This window comes from Streptomyces sp. NPDC085932 (assembly GCF_044540525.1).
In the GTDB taxonomy this organism is placed as follows: Bacteria; Actinomycetota; Actinomycetes; order Streptomycetales; family Streptomycetaceae; genus Streptomyces; species Streptomyces levis.
Genome location: NZ_JBITSJ010000002.1, coordinates 1,294,499 through 1,313,250, shown reverse-complemented (window position 1 = coordinate 1,313,250; position 18,752 = coordinate 1,294,499). Strand labels below are relative to the sequence as shown.

The following is an 18,752-nucleotide window of genomic DNA, read 5'->3' as shown; positions in this document are numbered from 1 at the left end:
GGCTGTAAGGAGGACCGTGCGCCAGGCGGGCGGGGGCTACGCCTCGGTCCGGGCCGGTCCCGCCAGTGCGGCGACGCGCTCCACGCCGAACACGTACCCCTGCACGCCGCATCCGGCGATGACGCCGTCGGCGCGCAGCGAGACGTAGGAGTGGTGGCGGAACGACTCGCGCCGGTGGATGTTGGAGATGTGGACCTCGATCACGGGCATGCCGTCACAGGTGTTGAGGGCGTCCAGGAGGGCGACGGAGGTGTGGGAGTAGGCGCCCGGGTTGATCACGATCCCGCAGTGGCCGAGCCGCGCCTCGTGGATCCAGTCCACCAACTCGCCCTCGTGGTTGGACTGCCGGAAGTCCACCGTGCCGCCGTGCGCTGCCGCCACCTTGGCGCACAGGGCCTCGACGTCGGCGAGCGTGTCGGAGCCGTAGATCTCCGGCTGGCGCTGGCCGAGCAGGTTCAGGTTGGGGCCGTTGAGGATCATGATCGGGGCGTTGGCCAGGGTGCGGGGCACGGTTCCTCCGGTCCGTTCGGCGTCGGGCGGCCCGTGACGGACCGCTGCACAGCCGGTTTATCACGGTGCGCCGACGGACCGCCGGGCCGTAGCCTCCCGGCATGAGGAGCCCTGTCTGTCCGCCCAAGCCGTCGCCCGGTGACCGCATCGCCGTGCTCTCGCCCTCGTCCGGCCTTCCGGGGCTCTTCCCGCTCCCTTACGAGCTGGGCCTGGAGCGGCTGCGCACGGAGTACGGGCTGGAGCCGGTCGAGTATCCGACGACCCGGAAGATGGGTTCCACGCCAGGGGAACGGGCCGCCGACCTCCACGCCGCCTTCGCCGACCCGGACATCAAGGCGGTCATCGCCTCCATCGGCGGGGACGACCAGATCACCGTGCTGCCGCACCTGGACCGTGAGGTGTTCCGGGCGAACCCGAAGCCGTTCTTCGGGATGAGCGACAACACCAACCTGCTCGCCTTCCTGCGCACCTGCGGCATCGTCGGCTACCACGGCGGCAGCGTCATGTGCGAACTGGGCCGTCCCGGAGCCATGCATCCGCAGACCGCCGAGTCCCTGCGGGCGGCCCTGTTCACGTCGGGCCCGTACGAACTGAGGCCCGCCGAGCGCTGGCGGGACGTCGACCGGGACTGGGCCGACCCCGCGACCTTCGACGCCGAGCCGGAGACCCGTCCGGGGAGCGGCTGGACCTGGGTGAACCCCGACCGGGTGGTGGAGGGCCGCACGTGGGGCGGCTGCCTGGAGATCCTCGGCCGGCTGCTCATGGCCGACCGGGAGGTCGCGCACGACCTGTCCGTGTACTACGGCGGTGTCCTGCTGCTGGAGACCTCGGAGGACATGCCCAGCGCCACGGAGGTCCACGCCACGATCCGGAACATGGGCGAGCGCGGGCTGCTCCAGCGCTTCTCGGCCCTGCTGATGGGCCGTGCGAAGACCTGGTCCCTGGAGCGCCGCAACAGCCCCGAGGAAGGCGCCCGTTACGCCTCCGAACAGCGCGAGGCCGTCCTGCGTGCCATGCGGACCTACGCCCCGGACGCCACCGTCGTCTTCGACGTGGACTTCGGGCACACCGACCCCCAACTGGTGATCCCGTACGGGGGGATCGTGCGCGTGGACGGGCCGGCCCGGCGCATCACGGTGATGTACTGAAGCCCCCCGAGCCCTCCGCGCCCCTCACACGCCCCCGTAACCGCCGGTCACGGCGGGTAGTTGACGCGGCATGCACGATGTACGCACCGTAAGGGCACCCTCCATGCCGCGCCTCGCCGCCGCCTCACTCGCCGGCACGGCCATCGAGTTCTACGACTTCTTCGTCTACGGCACCGCGGCGGCCCTGATCCTGGGGCCGCTGTTCTTCCCGACGTTCTCGCCGGTCGCGGGGACACTGGCCGCCTTCGCCACCTTCGGCGTGGGGTTCGTGGCCCGGCCGCTGGGGTCGGTGCTGTTCGGGCACATCGGCGACCGGCGCGGGCGGCGGCCGGTCCTCGTCGCCTCCCTGCTGCTGACCGGCGCGTCCACGGTCGCGGTGGGCTGCGTCCCGACCTACGACACGATCGGCGTGGCCGCTCCCCTGCTGCTCCTGGTCCTGCGCTTCCTGCAAGGGCTGGGCCTCGGCGGCGAATGGGGCGGGGCGGTGCTGCTGACGGTGGAGCACGCGCCCGCCGAGCGGCGCGGACTGTGGTCGAGCTTCCCGCAGGTCGGGCCCGCACTGGGATTCCTGCTCGCCAACGGGGTGGTCCTCGGACTGTCCGCGACCCTGTCCGAGGCGCAGTTCGCCGCGTGGGGGTGGCGGGTGCCGTTCTGGGCGGCGGGCGTGCTGGCCCTGGTGGGGCTGTGGCTGCGCTCGTCACTCGCCGAGAGTCCGCGCTTCCTCGAACTCGACGAGCACGCGCGCGTGCCGCTCGTCGAGGTCGTACGCCACCACTGGCGCCTCCTGCTGCTGACCGGCGGAGCCCTGGCCATCGGCTACGCCATCTTCTACGCCGTGACGACCTGGTCCCTCGCCTACGGCACGGAGCGGCTCGGTGTCGACCGCGGCGTCATGCTGACGTGCATCATGGGCGCGGTGGTCGTGAAGGGCGCGCTCACGCCCCTGGTGGCCCTGCTCGGGGACCGCTACGGACGACGGCCCCTGTGTCTGCTCGGGTGCGCCGCCGCGGCCCTGTGGATGTTCCCGATGGTCGCTCTGCTCGCCACCGGCGCGCCGCTGCCCATGTTCCTCGGCTTCCTCGGCGCGATGCTCTCGTTCATCACGATGTTCGCGGTGATCGCCGCGTATCTGCCGGAGCTCTACGAGCCGCGGGTGCGTTGCACCGGGGCCGCCGTCGGCTACAACCTCGGCGGCGTCCTCGGAGGTGCGCTCACCCCGATCGTGGCCACGGCCCTCGCCGAACAGGGCGGGCGGGTGCCATGGGGCGTGGCCGCGTACCTCACGGTGATCGCGCTGTGCAGTCTGGTGTGCTTCGCGATGCTGCCGGAGACGCGGCCGGTGCCGGCGGGGACGGCTGCGGAGGCGGCGTGAGATCGATGCTCACCGGACGAGGTCGGTGTCATGCCGACGGGCGCGTAAACGCTTGCGCAATCGTTCGCGCAAGCGTTTGCGTCGCCCTCATGGGTTGATCGCCAGCTCCAGGTACGCCGCGAACAGCACCAGGTGGACACCGCCCTGGAGTGGTGTCGCCCGCCCCGGCACGACCGTCAGCGAGGCGACCACCACCGTCAGGGCGAGCAGCACCATGTGGACGGCGCTCAGGCCGAGGACCAGGGGCCCGGAGAGCCAGAGTGAGGCGAGTGCGACGGCGGGGATGGTCAGGCCGATGCTGGCCATCGCCGAGCCGAGGGCGAGGTTCAGGCTGGTCTGGACACGGTCGCGGCGGGCGGAGCGCAGAGCGGCGATGGTCTCCGGCAGGAGGACCAGCAGCGCGATGATCACACCGACGACGGCGTGGTGCAGACCGGCGGCCTCCACCCCGGACTCGATGGTGGGCGACACCCCCTTGGCCAGGCCGACCACGCCCACCAGTGCCAGACCCAGCAGTCCCAGGCTCGTCAGGGCGGTGCGGGCGGTCGGCGCCTCGGCGTGGGCCTCCGCGGTGATCACCTCGCCGTGCCGGGTGATCGGCAGGAAGTAGTCCCGGTGCCGCACGGTCTGCGTCGTGACGAAGAGGCCGTAGAGCACCAGCGAGGACAGCGCCGCGAACGTCAGCTGGACCGTGGAGAACTCGGGGCCCGGCTTGCTGGTGGTGAACGTCGGCAGGACCAGGCTGAGCGTGGCCAGGGTGGCGACGGTCGCGAGGGCGGCCCCCGTGCCCTCGGGGTTGAAGACGGCTGTGCCGTGCCGCAGCGAGGCGACCAGGAGGCACAGTCCGACGATGCCGTTGCAGGTGATCATCACGGCGGCGAAGACCGTGTCCCGGGCCAGCGTCGAGCTCTTGTCCCCGCCGTCGGCCATGAGGGTGACGATCAGGGCGACCTCGATGATCGTCACGGCGACCGCGAGGACGAGGGAACCGAACGGTTCACCCACCCGGTGGGCCACCACCTCGGCGTGGTGCACGGCGGCCAGGACGGCTCCCGCGAGCACCAGCGTGACCAGCGCGACGACGGGGCCGGGCAGATCGCGGCCCCAGGTGAACACGAGCAGCACGGCGGCGAGCAGGGGCACCAGGGTCGTCCACTGCGCCGCGAGCGGCCGCCGCCGATCGATCATGCGGTGATCCTGTCAGAGGTGACGGAGCCCCGCATTCCTACTTGAGGTCACGCGCGTCCAGGAGGTCGCAGTTGGTGTAGACCCGGTCGCCGATGCAGAGCGCGCCCAGCCGCTCCGCCATCCTGCCGGTCTCGGGGTCGTCGCTGTTGCTCATGGCCTCCTCGTACGAGTCGAACTCGATGAGGGCCAGGTAGCGGCGGGGGTTGTCACGGTCCTTCAGGAGCATCCGGTGGGTGGGGCCGCCGGTCCGGCCCGCGCTGCGCTGCCCGGCCTCCTCGAAGATCTGCTCCATCTCGTCCAAGCGCTCGGTCTCGAAGTCGATGATCTGAACGAACTTCATGGCACCTCCAGCCGGCCACGGCGTCCCCGGGCCGGGAACGCGCTCAGGACCAAGCAAGCACCAGGACCGGTGGTCGGCAATTCGCCGAGCACCGGTCCGGGTGATGGTTGTTCCTGTGTCCGACGTGGTCAGACGTCGATGCTGTCCTTCGGGGCGCTTCCGCTCTGCCCCTGCGCCGCCTCGGCCGCCGCCTGCTTCTTGGAGGCCCGCAGGCTGGTGATCGTGGTGACGATCAGCACGGCGCAGATCACGCCGAGGGAGACCGGAATGCTGATCTCCGGGACGTGCACCCCGGACTCGTGCAGTGCGTGCAGCACGAGCTTCACGCCGATGAAGCCCAGGATGATCGACAGGCCGTAGCTGAGGTGGACCAGCTTCTTCAGCAGACCGCCGATGAGGAAGTACAGCTGGCGCAGACCCATCAGGGCGAACGCGTTGGCGGTGAAGACGATGTACGGGTCCTGGGTCAGGCCGAAGATCGCGGGGATGGAGTCGAGGGCGAACAGGACGTCCGTCATGCCGATCGCGAGCATCACGACCAGCATCGGGGTCATGACCCGCTTGCCGTTCTCCCGGATCCACAGCTTGGTGCCGTGGTAGCGGTCGGCCACACCGAAGCGGCGCTCGACGGCCTTGAGGAGCTTGTTCTCCTCCCACTCCTCGTCCTCCTCGTCCGCGCGGGCCTCCTGGATGAGCTTCCAGGCGGTCCAGATGAGGAAGGCACCGAAGAGGTAGAACACCCACGAGAAGCTGGCGAGGATCGCGGCGCCGGCGGCGATGAAGATCGCGCGCAGGACCAGGGCGATGAGAACGCCGATGAGCAGCACGCGCTGCTGGTACTGCGAGGGCACCGCGAACTTCGCCATGATCAGGACGAAGACGAAGAGGTTGTCGACGCTCAGCGACTTCTCGGTGATGAAGCCCGCGAAGAACTCACCGGCCGGCTGGCCGCCGCCGAACACCAGCAGTCCGAGCCCGAAGAGCACGGCGAGGACGATCCAGACGACCGTCCAGATTCCGGCTTCCTTGATCGACACGTCGTGCGGCTTGCGGCCGATGAAGAAGTCGACCGCGATGAGGGCCGCCAGGCCCACGATCGTCAGGACCCATAGGGTCACGGAAACATCCACTGCGCCTCCGGCAGTCGTAACGGCAAATGTCAGCGTCGTAGCTGCCGGAGGTCTCTTCCACCCAACGATGGGCCGACGCCCCGGGTCCAGGTCGGATCTTCGCCGACCTGTTCCGTATTGACGGGTACGCCGCAGCAGACAGGGAGTACTCCCCTCCGTGCCCACAACAGTACCCAATCACCAAGAACAGGTAAAGCGGTTGGCAAAAGAAAGACCAAAAACCCTGGTCAGAGGGCTTTACACATACTTGGTACGAGCGGCCGCGACCTGCGCGAGCACCTGCTGCAGGACCTCACTGCCGGGCGGCACGAGCGACGGCTCGTACGTCCAGGCGTGGCCGACCCACGGGTCGGCCAGGTGGTCGTCGGCCACCGGCGTCAGTCGCAGCAGGGAACGCCACAACGGGTCGAGCAGCGGCCCGTACGCGGAGGACTCCTCGCGGTCGGCCACCATCATCAGATGGACCCCGAAGGCGGGGCCCTCGTCGGCGAGGTAGCGCAGCTGGTTCACGGCACGGTCGTCGAAGCCGTGCGGGAAGTCGTTGACGATCAGCAGTTGCTGGGCGGTGTCGAAGCCGGGCGGCAGGGCGTCCGCGGCGCCGCCCCGGACCGCCATCTGCACCAGGTCGACCCGCTGGGTCAGCCGCGTCAGCACGTCCGTGACGCCCGCCGCGCCGAGCGCGGGCGGGGCCGCGAGGACACCGGTCTGCACGAGGGGCACCAGCGGCTGCGCCCCCGAGCCGGCCGGGTCGATGACGTGCACGGTGAACTCGCCCGCCGGATAGACGGCGAGCAGCCGCGCCGCGTGCGCGACCGCCGTCTCCATCGCGAGACGTCCCAGGGAGTGGGCGTCGGTGAACGAACCGTCGGACGACGCCGTGCGACCGCTGTCGATCCACAGGCCGCGCTCCAGCGGCAGCCGGACCAGCATCGGGATGCGGATCCCCTCGGCCTCGGGCAGGTGCAGGTCGCCCAGGCGCAGGGCCATGGGGATCTCCATCGGCACCCGGTAGGCGTGCCACACGGGGTTGTCCCAGCGGGCGAACGCCGGCGGCAGGGCCGGTTCCACGACGTCGGCCTCGGCCCGCAGCTGGGCGAGGTCCCGGTCGAGGGCTTCCGTCGCCTGGTCGACGAGCTGGGCGTGCCGGGCGCGGGCCGCCTCGCGGGCGGCGTCGCCCTGCCCGCCGATCCGGCTGCGCGGGTCGGACAGGACCTGTTCGACCTCCTTGTCCATACGGGACTCGGCGAAGTCGACGGCGCTGCGGTAGGCGGCCGTGGTGCGGGCAAGGTCCTCGAACATGCCCCACACCTGGTTGTACAGCCGCTCCTCCATGGACCAGCCGGTCGCGTCGCCCGCGACGGGCCGGGCGGGCTGTCCCGGTGCGGCAGGGGGCGCGGTGGGCGGCGGCGGGGGCGGTGCCGCGTTCTGACGGCGCGGGTGGCTGTAGTCGATCGGCCCGCCCGCGGTGGTGGCGGACGGCTGGGTGACGGCGCTCGGGTCGGGCGTCGCGCCGGGGTAGGACGGCGGCTGCGGCGGGGTCTGTCCGGGACCGCCAGGCGTCTGGCCGCCGTACGGGGACACCGGCGGTACCGGTCCGGGCTGGGGCGTGGCGCCGGCCTGGTCCGGGCCGAGGGCGGGGGCAGCGGCCTGGCGGGAGCGGTCGCCCTCCGCCGTGCGCGGCGGGGGTGCCTGCACCGAGCGGGCCAGCCCGTGGGCCACCGCCTCGTTGATGCTGCCCGCGAGCTGCTGGGCCTGCGGCAGGCCCTGGTCGGTGAGGAGTTCGGCGAGGCCGCCCGCGTAGCCCTGGCCGACGGCGCGCACCTTCCAGGCGCCCTGCCGGCGGTAGAGCTCCAGGGCGACGACGGCGGACTCCGCGTCCAGGCCGTGGATGGTGTAGCTGGCGATCTCGGCGCCGTCGAGGCCGGTGACGGCGACGAACGGGGCGGCCACGGAGCCGAAGCGGACCGGGCCCGCCCCGCCGGTGGGCAGGGCGAGCAGCACACCGACCCGGTGGACGGTCTCGCTCACGGCGTCCAGGTCCACCGCGAGGCGGTGGTCCGCGGCCGCCTGCCGGGAGACCTCGAGACCCGGCTGGGTGGGCGCGCCCGGGTGGGCGACCCACTCCACGCCGTGGATGCGGCCGTTCTCGTCGCTGAGCGCGGCCGCGGCCACGATCGGCGTGCCGGCCGAGATCCGGATCTCGAGACGGGCCTGGGAGAGCGGGTGGTTCTGCCCCCGCACCAGCTCGGCCGTCATCGCCTTCGTCCCCCTGTGTCGTTGTGTGGTGTCGTGTGCTGCCCGCCGGGCCCGCCGGTCCCGGCCCGGCGTGCTGTCAGAGCACCGGCAGGATCGCCGGCATCAGGTCCTGGAAGGTGCGGCCGTTGGCCGGGTTGCCCAGGGCCGTCATCGTCCAGCCGGAGCCCGAGCGGTGCACCTTGGCCATGATCTGGGCCGTGTACTGGCCGCCGCCGGCCAGCGTGTAGCGGGCGAGCTCCTGGCCGTTGGTCTCGTCGACGAGGCGGCAGAACGCGTTCTGCACCTCCTGGAACGTCTGGCCCGTGAAGGAGTTCACGGTGAAGACGATCTGGTCGATGTGGACCGGGACCCGCGAAAGGTCGACGAGGATCGCCTCGTCGTCGCCGCCCTGGCCGACACCGCCGACGAGGTTGTCGCCGGTGTGGCGGACCGAGCCGTCGTCGCTCACCAGGTGGCGGAAGAAGACCACGTCGACCGGCTGCTTGTCGGCGAACAGCACGGCGGAGGCGTCGAGGTCGATCTCTCGCGTGCGCGAGCCGAACAGGCCGCGCCGGGGGGCCGCCTGCCAGCCGAGACCCATGCGCACCGCGGTCAGGCTGCCCCCGTCGTTCTTCTGCAGACTGATGGCCTGACCCTTGGTCATGTTGACGGTCACGCGCCGATTCCCCTCTCGAACGTCCCCTGTTGCCGCGCAGTCGCGGTTGACCAGCACCTTACGCAGGGGCACTGACAGCGACGTACCCCGGTCCGCACTTTGTGTCGGTCTTGCAACACACCGCGTGCGCGGTGCGCCGTCAGGCCAGGCCCGCCTCCTTCATCTGGCGCAGTTCCTTCTTCATCTCGGAGACCTCGTCGCGCAGTCGGGCCGCGATCTCGAACTGGAGGTCCGCGGCGGCGGCCCGCATCCGCGTGGTGAGTTCCTCGATCTGCTCGGCGAGCTCGGCCGCGGGGCGGTCGGTGGGCACCGTCTCCTTGGCCTTGCCCTTGCCCCTGGCGGGCTTGGCCAGCTCGGCCGCCTTGCCGAGGGAGGGCACGGGCGCCTTGGTGCCGCCGCCGTCCTTCCTCGACTTGCGGTAGCCCGAGCCGAGGAGCTGCTCGGTGTCGACGTCCTCGCGGGCGATCTGGGCGACGATGTCGTTGATCTTCTTGCGGAGGGGCTGGGGGTCGATGCCCCTCTCCGTGTTGTACGCGATCTGCTTCTCCCGGCGCCGGTTGGTCTCGTCGATGGCCTTCTCCATCGCCGGGGTGATCTTGTCGGCGTACATGTGGACCTGGCCGGAGACGTTGCGCGCGGCGCGGCCGATGGTCTGGATCAGGGACGTGCCGGAGCGCAGGAAGCCCTCCTTGTCGGCGTCCAGGATCGCCACCAGGGACACCTCGGGCAGGTCCAGGCCCTCGCGCAGCAGGTTGATGCCGACGAGCACGTCGTACTCACCGGCGCGCAGCTCGCGCAGGAGCTCGACGCGGCGGAGGGTGTCGACGTCGCTGTGCAGGTAGCGCACCTGGATGCCGAGCTCCAGGAAGTAGTCCGTGAGGTCCTCGGCCATCTTCTTGGTGAGCGTGGTGACCAGGACGCGCTCGTCCCGCTCGGTGCGCTGGCGGATCTCGTGCACCAGGTCGTCGATCTGGCCCTCGGTGGGCTTGACGACGACCTCCGGGTCGACGAGGCCGGTGGGGCGGATGATCTGCTCGACGACGCCGTCGGAGCGGGACATCTCGTAGGTGCCCGGAGTGGCCGACAGGTAGACCGTCTGGCCGATGCGCTCCTGGAACTCCTCCCACTTCAGGGGGCGGTTGTCCAGGGCGGAGGGCAGCCGGAAGCCGTGGTCGACGAGGGTGCGCTTGCGGGAGGCGTCGCCCTCGTACATGGCGCCGATCTGCGGCACGGTGACGTGCGACTCGTCGATGACGAGGAGGAAGTCGTCCGGGAAGTAGTCCAGCAGGGTGTTGGGCGGGGAGCCGGGCAGGCGGCCGTCGAAGTGCATCGAGTAGTTCTCCACGCCGGAGCAGGTGCCGATCTGGCGGAGCATCTCGATGTCGTAGGTCGTGCGCATGCGCAGGCGCTGGGCCTCCAGCAGCTTGCCCTGCTTCTCCAGCTCCGCGAGGCGCTCGGCGAGCTCCTTCTCGATGTCGTTGACGGCCCGCTCCATGCGCTCGGGGCCCGCGACGTAGTGGGAGGCCGGGAAGACGTAGAGCTGCTGGTCGTCGCTGATGATCTCGCCGGTGAGCGGGTGCAGAGTGGAGAGCGCCTCGATCTCGTCGCCGAACATCTCGATGCGGACGGCGAGCTCCTCGTAGACCGGGAAGATCTCGATGGTGTCGCCGCGGACGCGGAAGGTGCCGCGGCTGAAGGCCATGTCGTTGCGCGTGTACTGGATGTCCACGAAGCGGCGCAGCAGCTCGTCGCGGTCGATCTCCTCGCCGACCCGGAGCGGGACCATGCGGTCCACGTACTCCTGCGGGGTGCCGAGGCCGTAGATGCAGGAGACCGAGGCGACCACGACGACGTCGCGGCGGGTGAGCAGCGAGTTGGTCGCGGAGTGGCGCAGGCGCTCCACCTCCTCGTTGATCGAGGAGTCCTTCTCGATGTAGGTGTCCGACTGCGGGACGTACGCCTCGGGCTGGTAGTAGTCGTAGTACGAGACGAAGTACTCGACGGCGTTGTTCGGCAGGAGCTCGCGGAACTCGTTCGCCAGCTGGGCGGCCAGCGTCTTGTTCGGCGCCATCACGAGCGTGGGGCGCTGGAGCTTCTCGATCATCCACGCGGTGGTGGCGGACTTGCCGGTGCCGGTGGCGCCGAGCAGGACGACGTCCTTCTCGCCCGCCTTGATGCGCCGGGCGAGCTCGTCGATGGCCGCCGGCTGGTCGCCGCTGGGCTGGTAGGGGCTGACGACCTCGAAGGGCGCCACCGTGCGTTCGATCTGGGAAACGGGCCGCATGGGTTCCACCGTACGACCTCCCACTGACAACCGGCTCTGATCAGCGGTTTTGCGGGGCGCGAGAGCTCTGGTGCCGCACGGGGCGGCGAGGGCGGAACCGCAGGCGGGCCGGGTTGTGGTGGACGGTGTCGTGGGCGCGGGCGGGGATGCCGGGCTTGTGCTCGACGGGGGTGACGGCGGGCTTGCCCATGACCATCAGCGGGTCGAACATCACCACGACCCCGGCGAGCAGGAGGAAGGCCAGGGGGCCGATCAGCATGGGGGCGAGCAGGCCTGCGGGCGACTCCCCCGTGGTGGGCTCGGCCGTGCCGTGGAGGTGGACGCTGAGGGCGGCCATCCCGGTGTAGTGCATTCCGCTGACGGCCAGGCCCATGACGAGACTGGCGCCGACGCTCCACATCAGGCCCCGGATCTGGCCGGCCGCCCACAGTGCCGCGGTGGCGGCGCACATGGCGATCACGACGGAGGCACCGACGGTGAGGGTGTTGTACTCCAGCTTCCCGTCCAAGCTCATGCTCGCCATGCCCAGGTAGTGCATGGAGGCGATGCCCAGGCCGGTGATCGTGCCTCCGGTGAACAGGGCCGTGCCGCGGGCGCCCTTGTAGCCGACGATGAAGATCCCGACGCCCACCATCACGATCGCGACGGCCAGGCTCGCGAAGGTCATCGCCTTGTCGTAGTGGATCGGGACCCCACGGACCGTGAACCCCATCATGGCGATGAAGTGCATGGTCCATATGCCGGAACCGATGGCGGCCGAGCCGAGGGCGAGCCAGCCGGGGCGCCAGGACTGGGCGACGAGCATGGATCTGGTGGTGCAGCGCAGCCCCAGGGCGCCGCCGAGGCAGGCCATGAGGTAGGCGACCAGGGGTGTGACCAGGCCGTAGCTGAATCCGTCGACCGTGCCCTGCATGCGCGGCTGCCCTTCCCGCCCTTTGCGTCCCGTAATACCTGATGTGCGTCCCCTCGCAGGACCGCACCGGCCGTCAGGGTTGACGCAGAGAGTATGACCCCCACCGGAATGGTCGAACGACTTTCCGGCAAAGAAACACGGCCCCGCCCCAGTTGTGCGGCACCAGTGAGCGGCGTTGGGCCGCCTCCGTTCAACCTGTGGCCATCCTGCACCCCTCTCGCGTTGACCCTCTGCTGTCACAGTTGTGCTGTCCGTGATGACGCCGATGACCGTTCGACGCGAGGAGTACGCATGCACGCGCGCGCTGTTGCCGCCTCGACCACCGCGCTCCTGGGGACCGCCGCCCTCCTCTTCCCCGTCTCCCCCGCGCGGGCCGCCACCGACGGCGGCGGCCCGCCCCGTGTCATCGCCCACCGGGGTGCCTCCGCCTACGCGCCGGAGAACACGCTGGCCGCTGTGGACAAGGCGGCGGAGCTGGGCATCCGCTGGGTGGAGAACGACGTCCAGCGGACCAGGGACGGCGAACTGGTCGTCCTCCACGACGACAACCTGCGGCGCACCACCGACGTCGAGGAGGTCTTCCCCGACCGGGCGCCCTGGAAGGTGAGGGACTTCACGGCCAGGGAGATCGCCCGACTGGACGCGGGCAGCTGGTTCGGCCCCGCGTACGCGGGCGCGCGCGTGCCGACGCTGGAACAGTTCGTGCACCGCGTCGAGCGCCACCACCAGAAGCTGCTGCTGGAGATCAAGAACCCGGAGCTGTACCCGGGCATCGAGCGGCAGACGCTGAAGGTCCTCAGCAACGAGGGCTGGCTGGACCGGTCGCATCTGGCGGGCCGGCTGATCGTGCAGAGCTTCAGCGCGGACAGCGTGCGGACGGTGCACGCCCTGAAGCCCGGGGTGAAGACCGGGCTCCTCGGGACGCCGCCCGTGTCGGACCTGCCGGGGCTGGCCGGCTTCGCCGACCAGATCAACCCGTCGCACGGTTCGCTCACCCTCGCGTACGTGTCGTCCGTACAGGCGTTCACCGGACCGCACGGCAGGCCGCTGGAGGTCTTCGCCTGGACGGTCGACGACGCGGCCACGGCCCAGCGGGTCGCCGGGTACGGCGTCGACGGGATCATCACGAACAGGCCGGACGTGGTCCGGAAGGCCGTCGGGGGCTGACCGGCCGCCTCCGCCCGTGATCGTCGTCGTGGCGGCGTTGTCGGTGGCGGGTCGTACCGTGGGCGCATGGACAGTCAGGGGCAGGACGGGCAGCGGGTCGTGTGGACCGTGGTCGGCACGGGGATCGGTCCGTTGCTGCTGGCCGCGACGAAGGACGGCCTGGTCAATGTGGTGTTCCATGCCACGGACGCGGTGCGGGACCGGGCGGTCGAACGGCTGGCGTCGCGATTCGGCACCGAGCCCGTCGAGGCACCCGACTCTCCTCTGCTGGCCGAGGCCATAGGCCAGGTGGAGGCCTACTTCGCCGGTGAACGCCGGGCCTTCGACCTGCCGCTGGACTGGTCGCTGATCTCCGGCTTCAACCGGCAGGTCCTGCGTGCGCTCGCCGACGGCGTGCCGTACGGCTCGGTCGTGGGGTACGGCGATCTCGCCGGGCGGGTCGGGCAGCCAGGTGCCGCGCAGGCCGTGGGCATGGCGATGGGGGCCAATCCGCTGCCGGTGGTGGTGCCGTGCCACCGGGTCGTCGAGAGCGGCGGCGGCATCGGTGGGTTCGGGGGCGGGCTGGAGACCAAGCGGAAGCTGCTCGCCCTGGAAGGCGTGCTGCCCGAGCCGCTCTTCTAGGCGTACCGGGCCGGTGCGCGCTCCGATAGCGCTGCGCGGGCGTGCGGCGGACCGGCCCGCTGGGTCTGTGCGGTTCGCCGTCTGTGCGGTCCGCCGTCTGTGCGGTCCGCCGTCTGTGCGGTCCGCCGTCTGTGCGGTCCGTCGTCTGTGCGGTCCGCCGGTCAGTCGTAGTGCCGTGCCTCGAAGACGTTGCCGTCCGGGTCGCGGAAGTAGAAGCTGCGGGTTGCCTTGCCCCGTGCCCCGAAGGAGTCGTACGAGAGGTCCGACACCGGCACGGAGCGTTCCTGGAGGCGGCTGAGAAGCGCGTCGAAGTCGCCTCGGGACAGGGCCAGGCAGACGTGGTTCACCGGGTGGCCGGCACTGTCCGCGGCGTCGGGCAGCATCGTCATGCGTTCGACGAAGGTCAGCGGCATGAGGTCGAGGATGGTCTCGTCGTTGACACGTACGGAGGGGAACGGCACCTCACCGGCGGCGAACTCGCTGAGCCTGAGCGACCCCATCCCGACGGCCTTCTCGTAGAAGTCGGCGGCGGCGAGCGGGTCGCGCACCCAGAGGACGACGTGGTCGAGACGTGCTGTGTGGTCCGTCATGCACCCCAGGCTCGTGAGGTGTCCGACGGCTGGCAAGGGTTTGGCCCGGTGTGCCGCCCGCCAGAGATGAGGGAAGACCGACTGGCCGACTGACGGGAGGCAGGCGCGTGGTGCTGGTGGTGTCCGAAGAGGTGCGGGAGGCGCTCGACGCGGGTCGGCCCGTGGTGGCGCTGGAGTCCACGATCATCGCCCATGGGCTGCCGCGTCCCCGCAACCTCCAGGTGGCGCTGGAACTGGAGACGGCCGTGCGGCGGGAGGGCGCGGTGCCGGCGACGATCGCCGTGCTCGACGGGCGGCCCCGTGTCGGGCTGGACAAGGAGCAGCTGGAGCGGGTCGCGAACGAGGACGGCATCCGCAAGCTGGGCCATCGCGACCTGGCGCTCGCGGTGGCCTCCGGGGCGAGCGGGGCGACCACGGTGTCGGCGACGGCGCTGCTCGCGGCACGGGCCGGGGTGCGGGTGTTCGCGACGGGCGGGCTCGGCGGGGTGCACCGGGAATGGACGGTGACGCAGGACGAGTCGGCGGATCTGGGCCTGCTCGCCCGGACGCGGATCACGGTGGTGTGTGCCGGGGTGAAGTCGATCCTGGACGTGCCGGCGACTCTGCAGCGGCTGGAGACGCTCGGGGTGGCGGTGGCCGGGTACGGGACGGGCCGCTTCCCCGGCTTCTACCTGTCCGACTCGGGACATCCGGTGGACTGGACGCTGGGGACGCCGGAGCAGGTGGCGGACGTCATGCGGGCGCAGGACGCGTTGGCCGGGCCCGAGTCGGCGCTGATCGTCGCGAACCCCGTCCCCGAGGAGGAACAGCTCGATCCGGACCTGCACGCACGCGTGCTCGCGGACGCGCTGCACGCGTGCGAGGCGGAAGGGGTCACCGGGCAGGCTGTCACTCCGTTCCTGCTCGACTATCTGGTACGGCACACCGACGGTGCCTCCCTTGAGGCCAACCTGGCGGCGGTCCGCGGCAATGTCCGCCTGGCGGCGCGGATCGCGGCGGCCTGGACCCGGGGATGAGTGGGGGCGGGGCCGAGGGCGGGTCCGGGCCCGTGGACGGGTCCGTGTACGGGCCCGTGGACGGCGGTGCCGGAGTGGGCTCTGCCGGGGAAGGTGCCCGGAATGCGGGCGATACCGCAGCGGGCTCCGCGTCCGGGGGTGCCGGCTCGGCGGTGCCTCGGGGGCTGCTCGTCGTCGGGGACGTCGTCACGGATGTCGTCGCGCGGCATCGCGCGCCGCTCGCCGCCGGTACGGACACGGCCGCCACCATCCGGACGGTGCCGGGCGGGGCGGGCGCGAACGTGGCGTGCTGGGCCGCGCACCGGGGCGCCGACGTGCGGCTGCTCGGACGGGTCGGGGCGGAGGCGGCCGCCTGGCACGAACGGGAACTGACGGCGCAGGGCGTACGGCCACGGCTCGTGGTCGATCCGCAGGCTCCGACCGGGACGGTGATCTGCCTGGTCGACGAGGGCGCTGCGGCGGAGCGGACGTTCCTCACCGACAGCGGCGCGTCGCTGCGGCTCGAACCCGCCGACTGGTCGGACACGCTGCTCGACGGAGCCGCCCGTCTCCATCTGTCGGGCTATCTGCTGTTCTCGGAATCGAGCCGCGCACTGGCGGCCGTGGCCCTGGAGGCGGCACGCGCGCGTGGCGTGCCGGTGAGTGTGGACCCCGCCTCGGCCGGTTTCCTCGGACAACTCGGCGCGGAGCGCTTCCTGTCACTCGTCGAGGGCGTGGACGTCCTGCTGCCCAGCCGGGACGAGGCGTGCCTGCTGACGGGCGTGACCGACGCGGCCGGTGCGGCGGCCGCACTGAGCCGGCGCGTTCCGCTGGTGGTGGCCAAGCAGGGCTGCGAAGGGGCGCTCGTGGCGCGGGCGGGGGCGGTGTGCGCCCGTGTTCCGGCCGTACCGGCGAGGGCTCGGGACACCACGGGCGCCGGGGACGCGTTCACCGGCGCGTTCCTCGCCGCCCTGCTCGCGGGCGCCGATCCGGGGTCCGCGGCGGCGGAGGGCTGCCGGGCCGGCGCGCGGGCGGTGGAGCGGGTGGGTGGACGACCGCCGTCGCCGGAGTGACGCTGCGCCCTGCGCCACTCGTGCAGCTGTGCCGCCCAGCGGTGCTGGTGCCGGTGCGCTGCCCCATGCCACCCGTGCCGGTGCGCTGCCCCGCGCCACTGTGCCGGTGCGGGGGCCCCGCGCAACTGGTGCCGGCGTGTGGCCCAGTGCCAGGTGTGCACGCGTCGCCCCGTGCCGCTGGTGTCGATGGCTGCCCCGTGCCGCTCGTGTCGATGCGCTGCCCCATGCCGCTGGTGCGACGCGCTGCCCCGGTTCCTGGCCGGTCTTCACGCCCCAGCCCGTTACGCCCTGCGCCCCCACGCCGAGATCATCGGTGGGGTCGTCAGGTCGAGCGCGCCGGATGTGACGTTCGTGAGGTGCCGGTCGATCTCCTGGTGCGTCGCGAGCCCGGCGGCGACCAGCTGGTCGCGGATCTGGCGGATGGTGACGGACTCCAGGGCCGCGCAGGCCGGCGAGGCGAGCGGGAAGTACGCGTCGGCGTGGACGCGGGTCAGGCCGGCCTCCCGCAGCAGGCGGGGCAGGGTACGGCCACAGGGCAGTTCGGTGCCGCGATCGGCGAGCAGCTTGCGGAAGCCGCTCCGCAGCCGGTTCGCCAGCTGCTGTTCGGGGCCGTGCTCGTCGGGGCACAGCAGGGGCTGCAGGCCGGGGTCGGCGTCCTCCACGAGGAGACGGCCCCCGGGCCGCAGGGCCCGGACCATGGACCGCAACGCCCGCTCCCGGTCGGTGACGTGGACGAGGGCGAGGCGCGCGTGCACCAGGTCGAAGCCCTCCCCGGGCGGTTCCTGCGACCCGAGCTCATGGGCGCGCACCTCGACGGGCGGCCGGGCCGCGGAGGCCAGTCGTGCGGTGTCGGTGTCGGTCGCGAGGACGCGTCCGGTCGGGCCGACCTTCTTCGCCAGCCAGGACACCACGGTCGTGCCGGCCCCGACCTCCCAGCAGCGCCAGCCGGATCCCACGCCGAGCGCTTCGAGATGCCGGAACGTCGTCGGGTCGAAGAGTGCGGCGAAGGCGCTGAAGTGCTCGGCCGCCTCGGTCTGCCGGGTGGTGTCGAGGAGGTACCCATCGGTTCGCGTCATGCCGCGATCATCCCAGTTGTCCGACTTATCCGGAACGGTCGACGCTCCCGAGGACGGAGAAGACCATGCCGACGCCCGGCCTCCACGGAACCCGTCCGGCTCCGCTCCCGCAGAACCATCGGGCCCGGGCAGGCGTCGATATGGCGGGGCGTCACCGCCGACGCGTCGTTCGTCCACAGCCGGGAACCAAGCGGAACGGGCCGTTTCCACAGGCTTACCCGCAGCTCACGCAGGGCTGGCAGACTGACGGGCCAGGGCGCAGGGACGGCGCGAGGAGTTCCACGCAAGGAGATCGGGATGTCCATGGCAGGGAATCTGCGGAAGGTCACGAGCCTCGGCGGGGTCGATGGCCTGCGCAGGGTGGCCCGGCTGGCCCGGCGGCGCCCGCGCGTCGACCTGAGCCACCCGGCCCGCTCCCCGCTGGGCTCCTCGGTGGTGAACTGCGTGTCGTACCGGGACGGTGTCCGCACGCCCATGCGCGGCGATCTGGTGGACGTCGTGGAGCGGGTGCGCAAGCACCGGGAGGGCTTCGTCTGGCTCGGCCTGCACGAGCCGACGGACCAGGAGTTCGCGGGCATCGCCGAGCTCTTCGACCTGCACCCCCTGGCCGTCGAGGACGCCGTCGAGGCCCACCAGCGTCCCAAGCTGGAGCGCTACGGCGAGACGCTGTTCGCGGTGTTCAAGACGGTCTGCTACGTCGAGCACGAGGAGCTCACGGCCACCAGCGAGGTGGTGAACACCGGCGAGATCATGGTGTTCGTCGGCCACGACTTCGTGATCACGGTGCGGCACGGCCGGCACGGCTCGCTGGGTCCGCTGCGCGAGGAGCTGGAGTCCGACCCGCAGCAGCTCGCCAAGGGCCCCTCCGCGGTCCTGCACGCGATCGCGGACCACGTGGTCGACGACTATCTGACCGTCACGGACTCCGTGCAGCTGGACATCGACCAGGTCGAGACGGACGTGTTCGCGCAGGACGGCGCGCGGGCCGACCCGGGCCGCATCTACCAGCTCAAGCGCGAACTGCTCGAACTGAAGCGGGCGGTGGTGCCGCTCAGCCGGCCACTGGAGGATCTCGCCACCCGGCCGATCCGCGCGGTCGACCCCGAGATACAGGCGTACTTCCGCGACGTCTCGGACCATCTGCTGCGGGCGAAGGAGCAGATCGCCGCCTTCGACGAACTCCTCAACTCCATCCTCCAGGCCCACCTCGCTCAGGTCACGGTCGCGCAGAACGAGGACATGCGGAAGATCACGGCGTGGGCCGCGATCATCGCCGTGCCGACCATGGTCTGCGGGGTGTACGGCATGAACTTCGACCACATGCCGGAGCTGCACTGGAGGTACGGCTACGGCATGGTCATCGGCGTCATATCCGTGGCGTGTCTGTCGCTGTACCGGATGTTCCGGCGCAGCGGCTGGCTCTGACACGGCCTC

At 71.3% G+C, this 18,752-nt stretch carries 17 protein-coding genes; 7 read left to right on the top strand and 10 right to left on the bottom strand.

Annotation, left to right across the window (positions count from 1 at the left end):
- Positions 1 to 36 precede the first annotated feature (36 nt).
- A complete protein-coding gene (aroQ, locus tag ACIGAQ_RS15055) occupies positions 37 to 510 on the bottom strand; it encodes a type II 3-dehydroquinate dehydratase (protein WP_399782772.1) in 474 nt (157 codons plus the stop codon).
- A gap of 101 nt (positions 511 to 611) precedes the next feature.
- Between aroQ and ACIGAQ_RS15050 the strand changes: the two genes are divergently transcribed.
- Together ACIGAQ_RS15050 and ACIGAQ_RS15045 are read left to right on the top strand one after the other, a co-directional pair.
- Positions 612 to 1,658 carry a S66 peptidase family protein gene (locus tag ACIGAQ_RS15050; protein ID WP_399782769.1) on the top strand — a complete coding sequence of 349 codons (1,047 nt, stop codon included), beginning with the start codon at positions 612 to 614 and terminating at the stop codon, positions 1,656 to 1,658.
- A gap of 103 nt (positions 1,659 to 1,761) precedes the next feature.
- Positions 1,762 to 3,030 (top strand): MFS transporter, encoded by a 1,269-nt coding sequence (locus ACIGAQ_RS15045; RefSeq protein WP_399782767.1) that lies wholly within the window; start codon positions 1,762 to 1,764, stop codon positions 3,028 to 3,030.
- Positions 3,031 to 3,117: 87 nt separating this feature from the next.
- Here the strand turns inward: ACIGAQ_RS15045 and ACIGAQ_RS15040 are convergent, their stop codons facing one another.
- The 7 genes from ACIGAQ_RS15040 to ACIGAQ_RS15010 all read right to left on the bottom strand — a co-directional run bounded on the left by ACIGAQ_RS15040 (position 3,118) and on the right by ACIGAQ_RS15010 (position 11,796).
- Entirely contained in the window at positions 3,118 to 4,218 is a 1,101-nt protein-coding gene (locus tag ACIGAQ_RS15040) for an ionic transporter y4hA (RefSeq protein ID WP_311683582.1), read from the bottom strand.
- A 37-nt stretch (positions 4,219 to 4,255) separates the two neighbouring features.
- Positions 4,256 to 4,558, bottom strand: coding sequence for a hypothetical protein (locus ACIGAQ_RS15035; RefSeq protein ID WP_311683580.1), 303 nt, complete (start codon positions 4,556 to 4,558; stop codon positions 4,256 to 4,258).
- Positions 4,559 to 4,686: 128 nt separating this feature from the next.
- Positions 4,687 to 5,688: a TerC/Alx family metal homeostasis membrane protein gene (locus ACIGAQ_RS15030; RefSeq protein ID WP_311683578.1), complete on the bottom strand. Its 1,002-nt coding sequence runs from the start codon at positions 5,686 to 5,688 to the stop codon at positions 4,687 to 4,689.
- A gap of 237 nt (positions 5,689 to 5,925) precedes the next feature.
- Positions 5,926 to 7,944 carry a TerD family protein gene (locus tag ACIGAQ_RS15025; protein ID WP_399782762.1) on the bottom strand — a complete coding sequence of 673 codons (2,019 nt, stop codon included), beginning with the start codon at positions 7,942 to 7,944 and terminating at the stop codon, positions 5,926 to 5,928.
- Positions 7,945 to 8,020: 76 nt separating this feature from the next.
- Positions 8,021 to 8,599, bottom strand: a complete 579-nt coding sequence (locus ACIGAQ_RS15020; protein ID WP_311683574.1) for a TerD family protein — start codon at positions 8,597 to 8,599, stop codon at positions 8,021 to 8,023.
- A gap of 139 nt (positions 8,600 to 8,738) precedes the next feature.
- Positions 8,739 to 10,883, bottom strand: coding sequence for an excinuclease ABC subunit UvrB (gene uvrB, locus ACIGAQ_RS15015; RefSeq protein ID WP_311683572.1), 2,145 nt, complete (start codon positions 10,881 to 10,883; stop codon positions 8,739 to 8,741).
- A 40-nt stretch (positions 10,884 to 10,923) separates the two neighbouring features.
- On the bottom strand, positions 10,924 to 11,796 hold the full coding sequence (locus ACIGAQ_RS15010) for an MHYT domain-containing protein (protein WP_311683570.1): 873 nt from the start codon (positions 11,794 to 11,796) through the stop codon (positions 10,924 to 10,926).
- 291 nt (positions 11,797 to 12,087) lie between these two features.
- Here ACIGAQ_RS15010 and ACIGAQ_RS15005 point away from each other — a divergent pair, with 291 nt between their 5' ends.
- Both ACIGAQ_RS15005 and ACIGAQ_RS15000 read left to right on the top strand, forming a co-directional pair.
- Positions 12,088 to 12,963, top strand: a complete 876-nt coding sequence (locus tag ACIGAQ_RS15005; protein ID WP_399782758.1) for a glycerophosphodiester phosphodiesterase — start codon at positions 12,088 to 12,090, stop codon at positions 12,961 to 12,963.
- 66 nt (positions 12,964 to 13,029) lie between these two features.
- Positions 13,030 to 13,584: a methylated-DNA--[protein]-cysteine S-methyltransferase gene (locus ACIGAQ_RS15000; protein ID WP_311683566.1), complete on the top strand. Its 555-nt coding sequence runs from the start codon at positions 13,030 to 13,032 to the stop codon at positions 13,582 to 13,584.
- A 161-nt stretch (positions 13,585 to 13,745) separates the two neighbouring features.
- On the opposite strand, the gene ACIGAQ_RS14995 is transcribed toward ACIGAQ_RS15000, so the two are convergent.
- Positions 13,746 to 14,174, bottom strand: coding sequence for a VOC family protein (locus tag ACIGAQ_RS14995; protein ID WP_399782754.1), 429 nt, complete (start codon positions 14,172 to 14,174; stop codon positions 13,746 to 13,748).
- Positions 14,175 to 14,281: 107 nt separating this feature from the next.
- Between ACIGAQ_RS14995 and ACIGAQ_RS14990 the strand changes: the two genes are divergently transcribed.
- Both ACIGAQ_RS14990 and ACIGAQ_RS14985 read left to right on the top strand, forming a co-directional pair.
- A complete protein-coding gene (locus ACIGAQ_RS14990) occupies positions 14,282 to 15,190 on the top strand; it encodes a pseudouridine-5'-phosphate glycosidase (RefSeq protein ID WP_362280747.1) in 909 nt (302 codons plus the stop codon).
- A 152-nt stretch (positions 15,191 to 15,342) separates the two neighbouring features.
- Entirely contained in the window at positions 15,343 to 16,242 is a 900-nt protein-coding gene (locus ACIGAQ_RS14985) for a carbohydrate kinase family protein (RefSeq protein ID WP_399782751.1), read from the top strand.
- 281 nt (positions 16,243 to 16,523) lie between these two features.
- On the opposite strand, the gene ACIGAQ_RS14980 is transcribed toward ACIGAQ_RS14985, so the two are convergent.
- On the bottom strand, positions 16,524 to 17,318 hold the full coding sequence (locus tag ACIGAQ_RS14980; protein ID WP_399782748.1) for a methyltransferase domain-containing protein: 795 nt from the start codon (positions 17,316 to 17,318) through the stop codon (positions 16,524 to 16,526).
- 297 nt (positions 17,319 to 17,615) lie between these two features.
- Between ACIGAQ_RS14980 and ACIGAQ_RS14975 the strand changes: the two genes are divergently transcribed.
- Complete coding sequence (locus tag ACIGAQ_RS14975) at positions 17,616 to 18,743, top strand: magnesium and cobalt transport protein CorA (protein WP_362280739.1); 1,128 nt, start codon at positions 17,616 to 17,618, stop codon at positions 18,741 to 18,743.
- The last annotated feature ends 9 nt before the right edge of the window (positions 18,744 to 18,752 follow it).

What these genes read in the sequence shown, in the direction of transcription:
- ACIGAQ_RS15050 (WP_399782769.1), top strand. Translation starts at nt 612, where the DNA reads ATGAGGAGCCCTGTCTGTCCGCCCAAGCCGTCGCCCGGTGACCGCATC.
- ACIGAQ_RS15045 (WP_399782767.1), top strand. Translation starts at nt 1,762, where the DNA reads ATGCCGCGCCTCGCCGCCGCCTCACTCGCCGGCACGGCCATCGAGTTC.
- ACIGAQ_RS15040 (WP_311683582.1), bottom strand. Translation starts at nt 4,218, where the DNA reads ATGATCGATCGGCGGCGGCCGCTCGCGGCGCAGTGGACGACCCTGGTG.
- ACIGAQ_RS15035 (WP_311683580.1), bottom strand. Translation starts at nt 4,558, where the DNA reads ATGAAGTTCGTTCAGATCATCGACTTCGAGACCGAGCGCTTGGACGAG.
- ACIGAQ_RS15025 (WP_399782762.1), bottom strand. Translation starts at nt 7,944, where the DNA reads ATGACGGCCGAGCTGGTGCGGGGGCAGAACCACCCGCTCTCCCAGGCC.
- uvrB (WP_311683572.1), bottom strand. Translation starts at nt 10,883, where the DNA reads ATGCGGCCCGTTTCCCAGATCGAACGCACGGTGGCGCCCTTCGAGGTC.
- ACIGAQ_RS15010 (WP_311683570.1), bottom strand. Translation starts at nt 11,796, where the DNA reads ATGCAGGGCACGGTCGACGGATTCAGCTACGGCCTGGTCACACCCCTG.
- ACIGAQ_RS15005 (WP_399782758.1), top strand. Translation starts at nt 12,088, where the DNA reads ATGCACGCGCGCGCTGTTGCCGCCTCGACCACCGCGCTCCTGGGGACC.
- ACIGAQ_RS15000 (WP_311683566.1), top strand. Translation starts at nt 13,030, where the DNA reads ATGGACAGTCAGGGGCAGGACGGGCAGCGGGTCGTGTGGACCGTGGTC.
- ACIGAQ_RS14995 (WP_399782754.1), bottom strand. Translation starts at nt 14,174, where the DNA reads ATGACGGACCACACAGCACGTCTCGACCACGTCGTCCTCTGGGTGCGC.
- ACIGAQ_RS14980 (WP_399782748.1), bottom strand. Translation starts at nt 17,318, where the DNA reads ATGACGCGAACCGATGGGTACCTCCTCGACACCACCCGGCAGACCGAG.
- ACIGAQ_RS14975 (WP_362280739.1), top strand. Translation starts at nt 17,616, where the DNA reads ATGTCCATGGCAGGGAATCTGCGGAAGGTCACGAGCCTCGGCGGGGTC.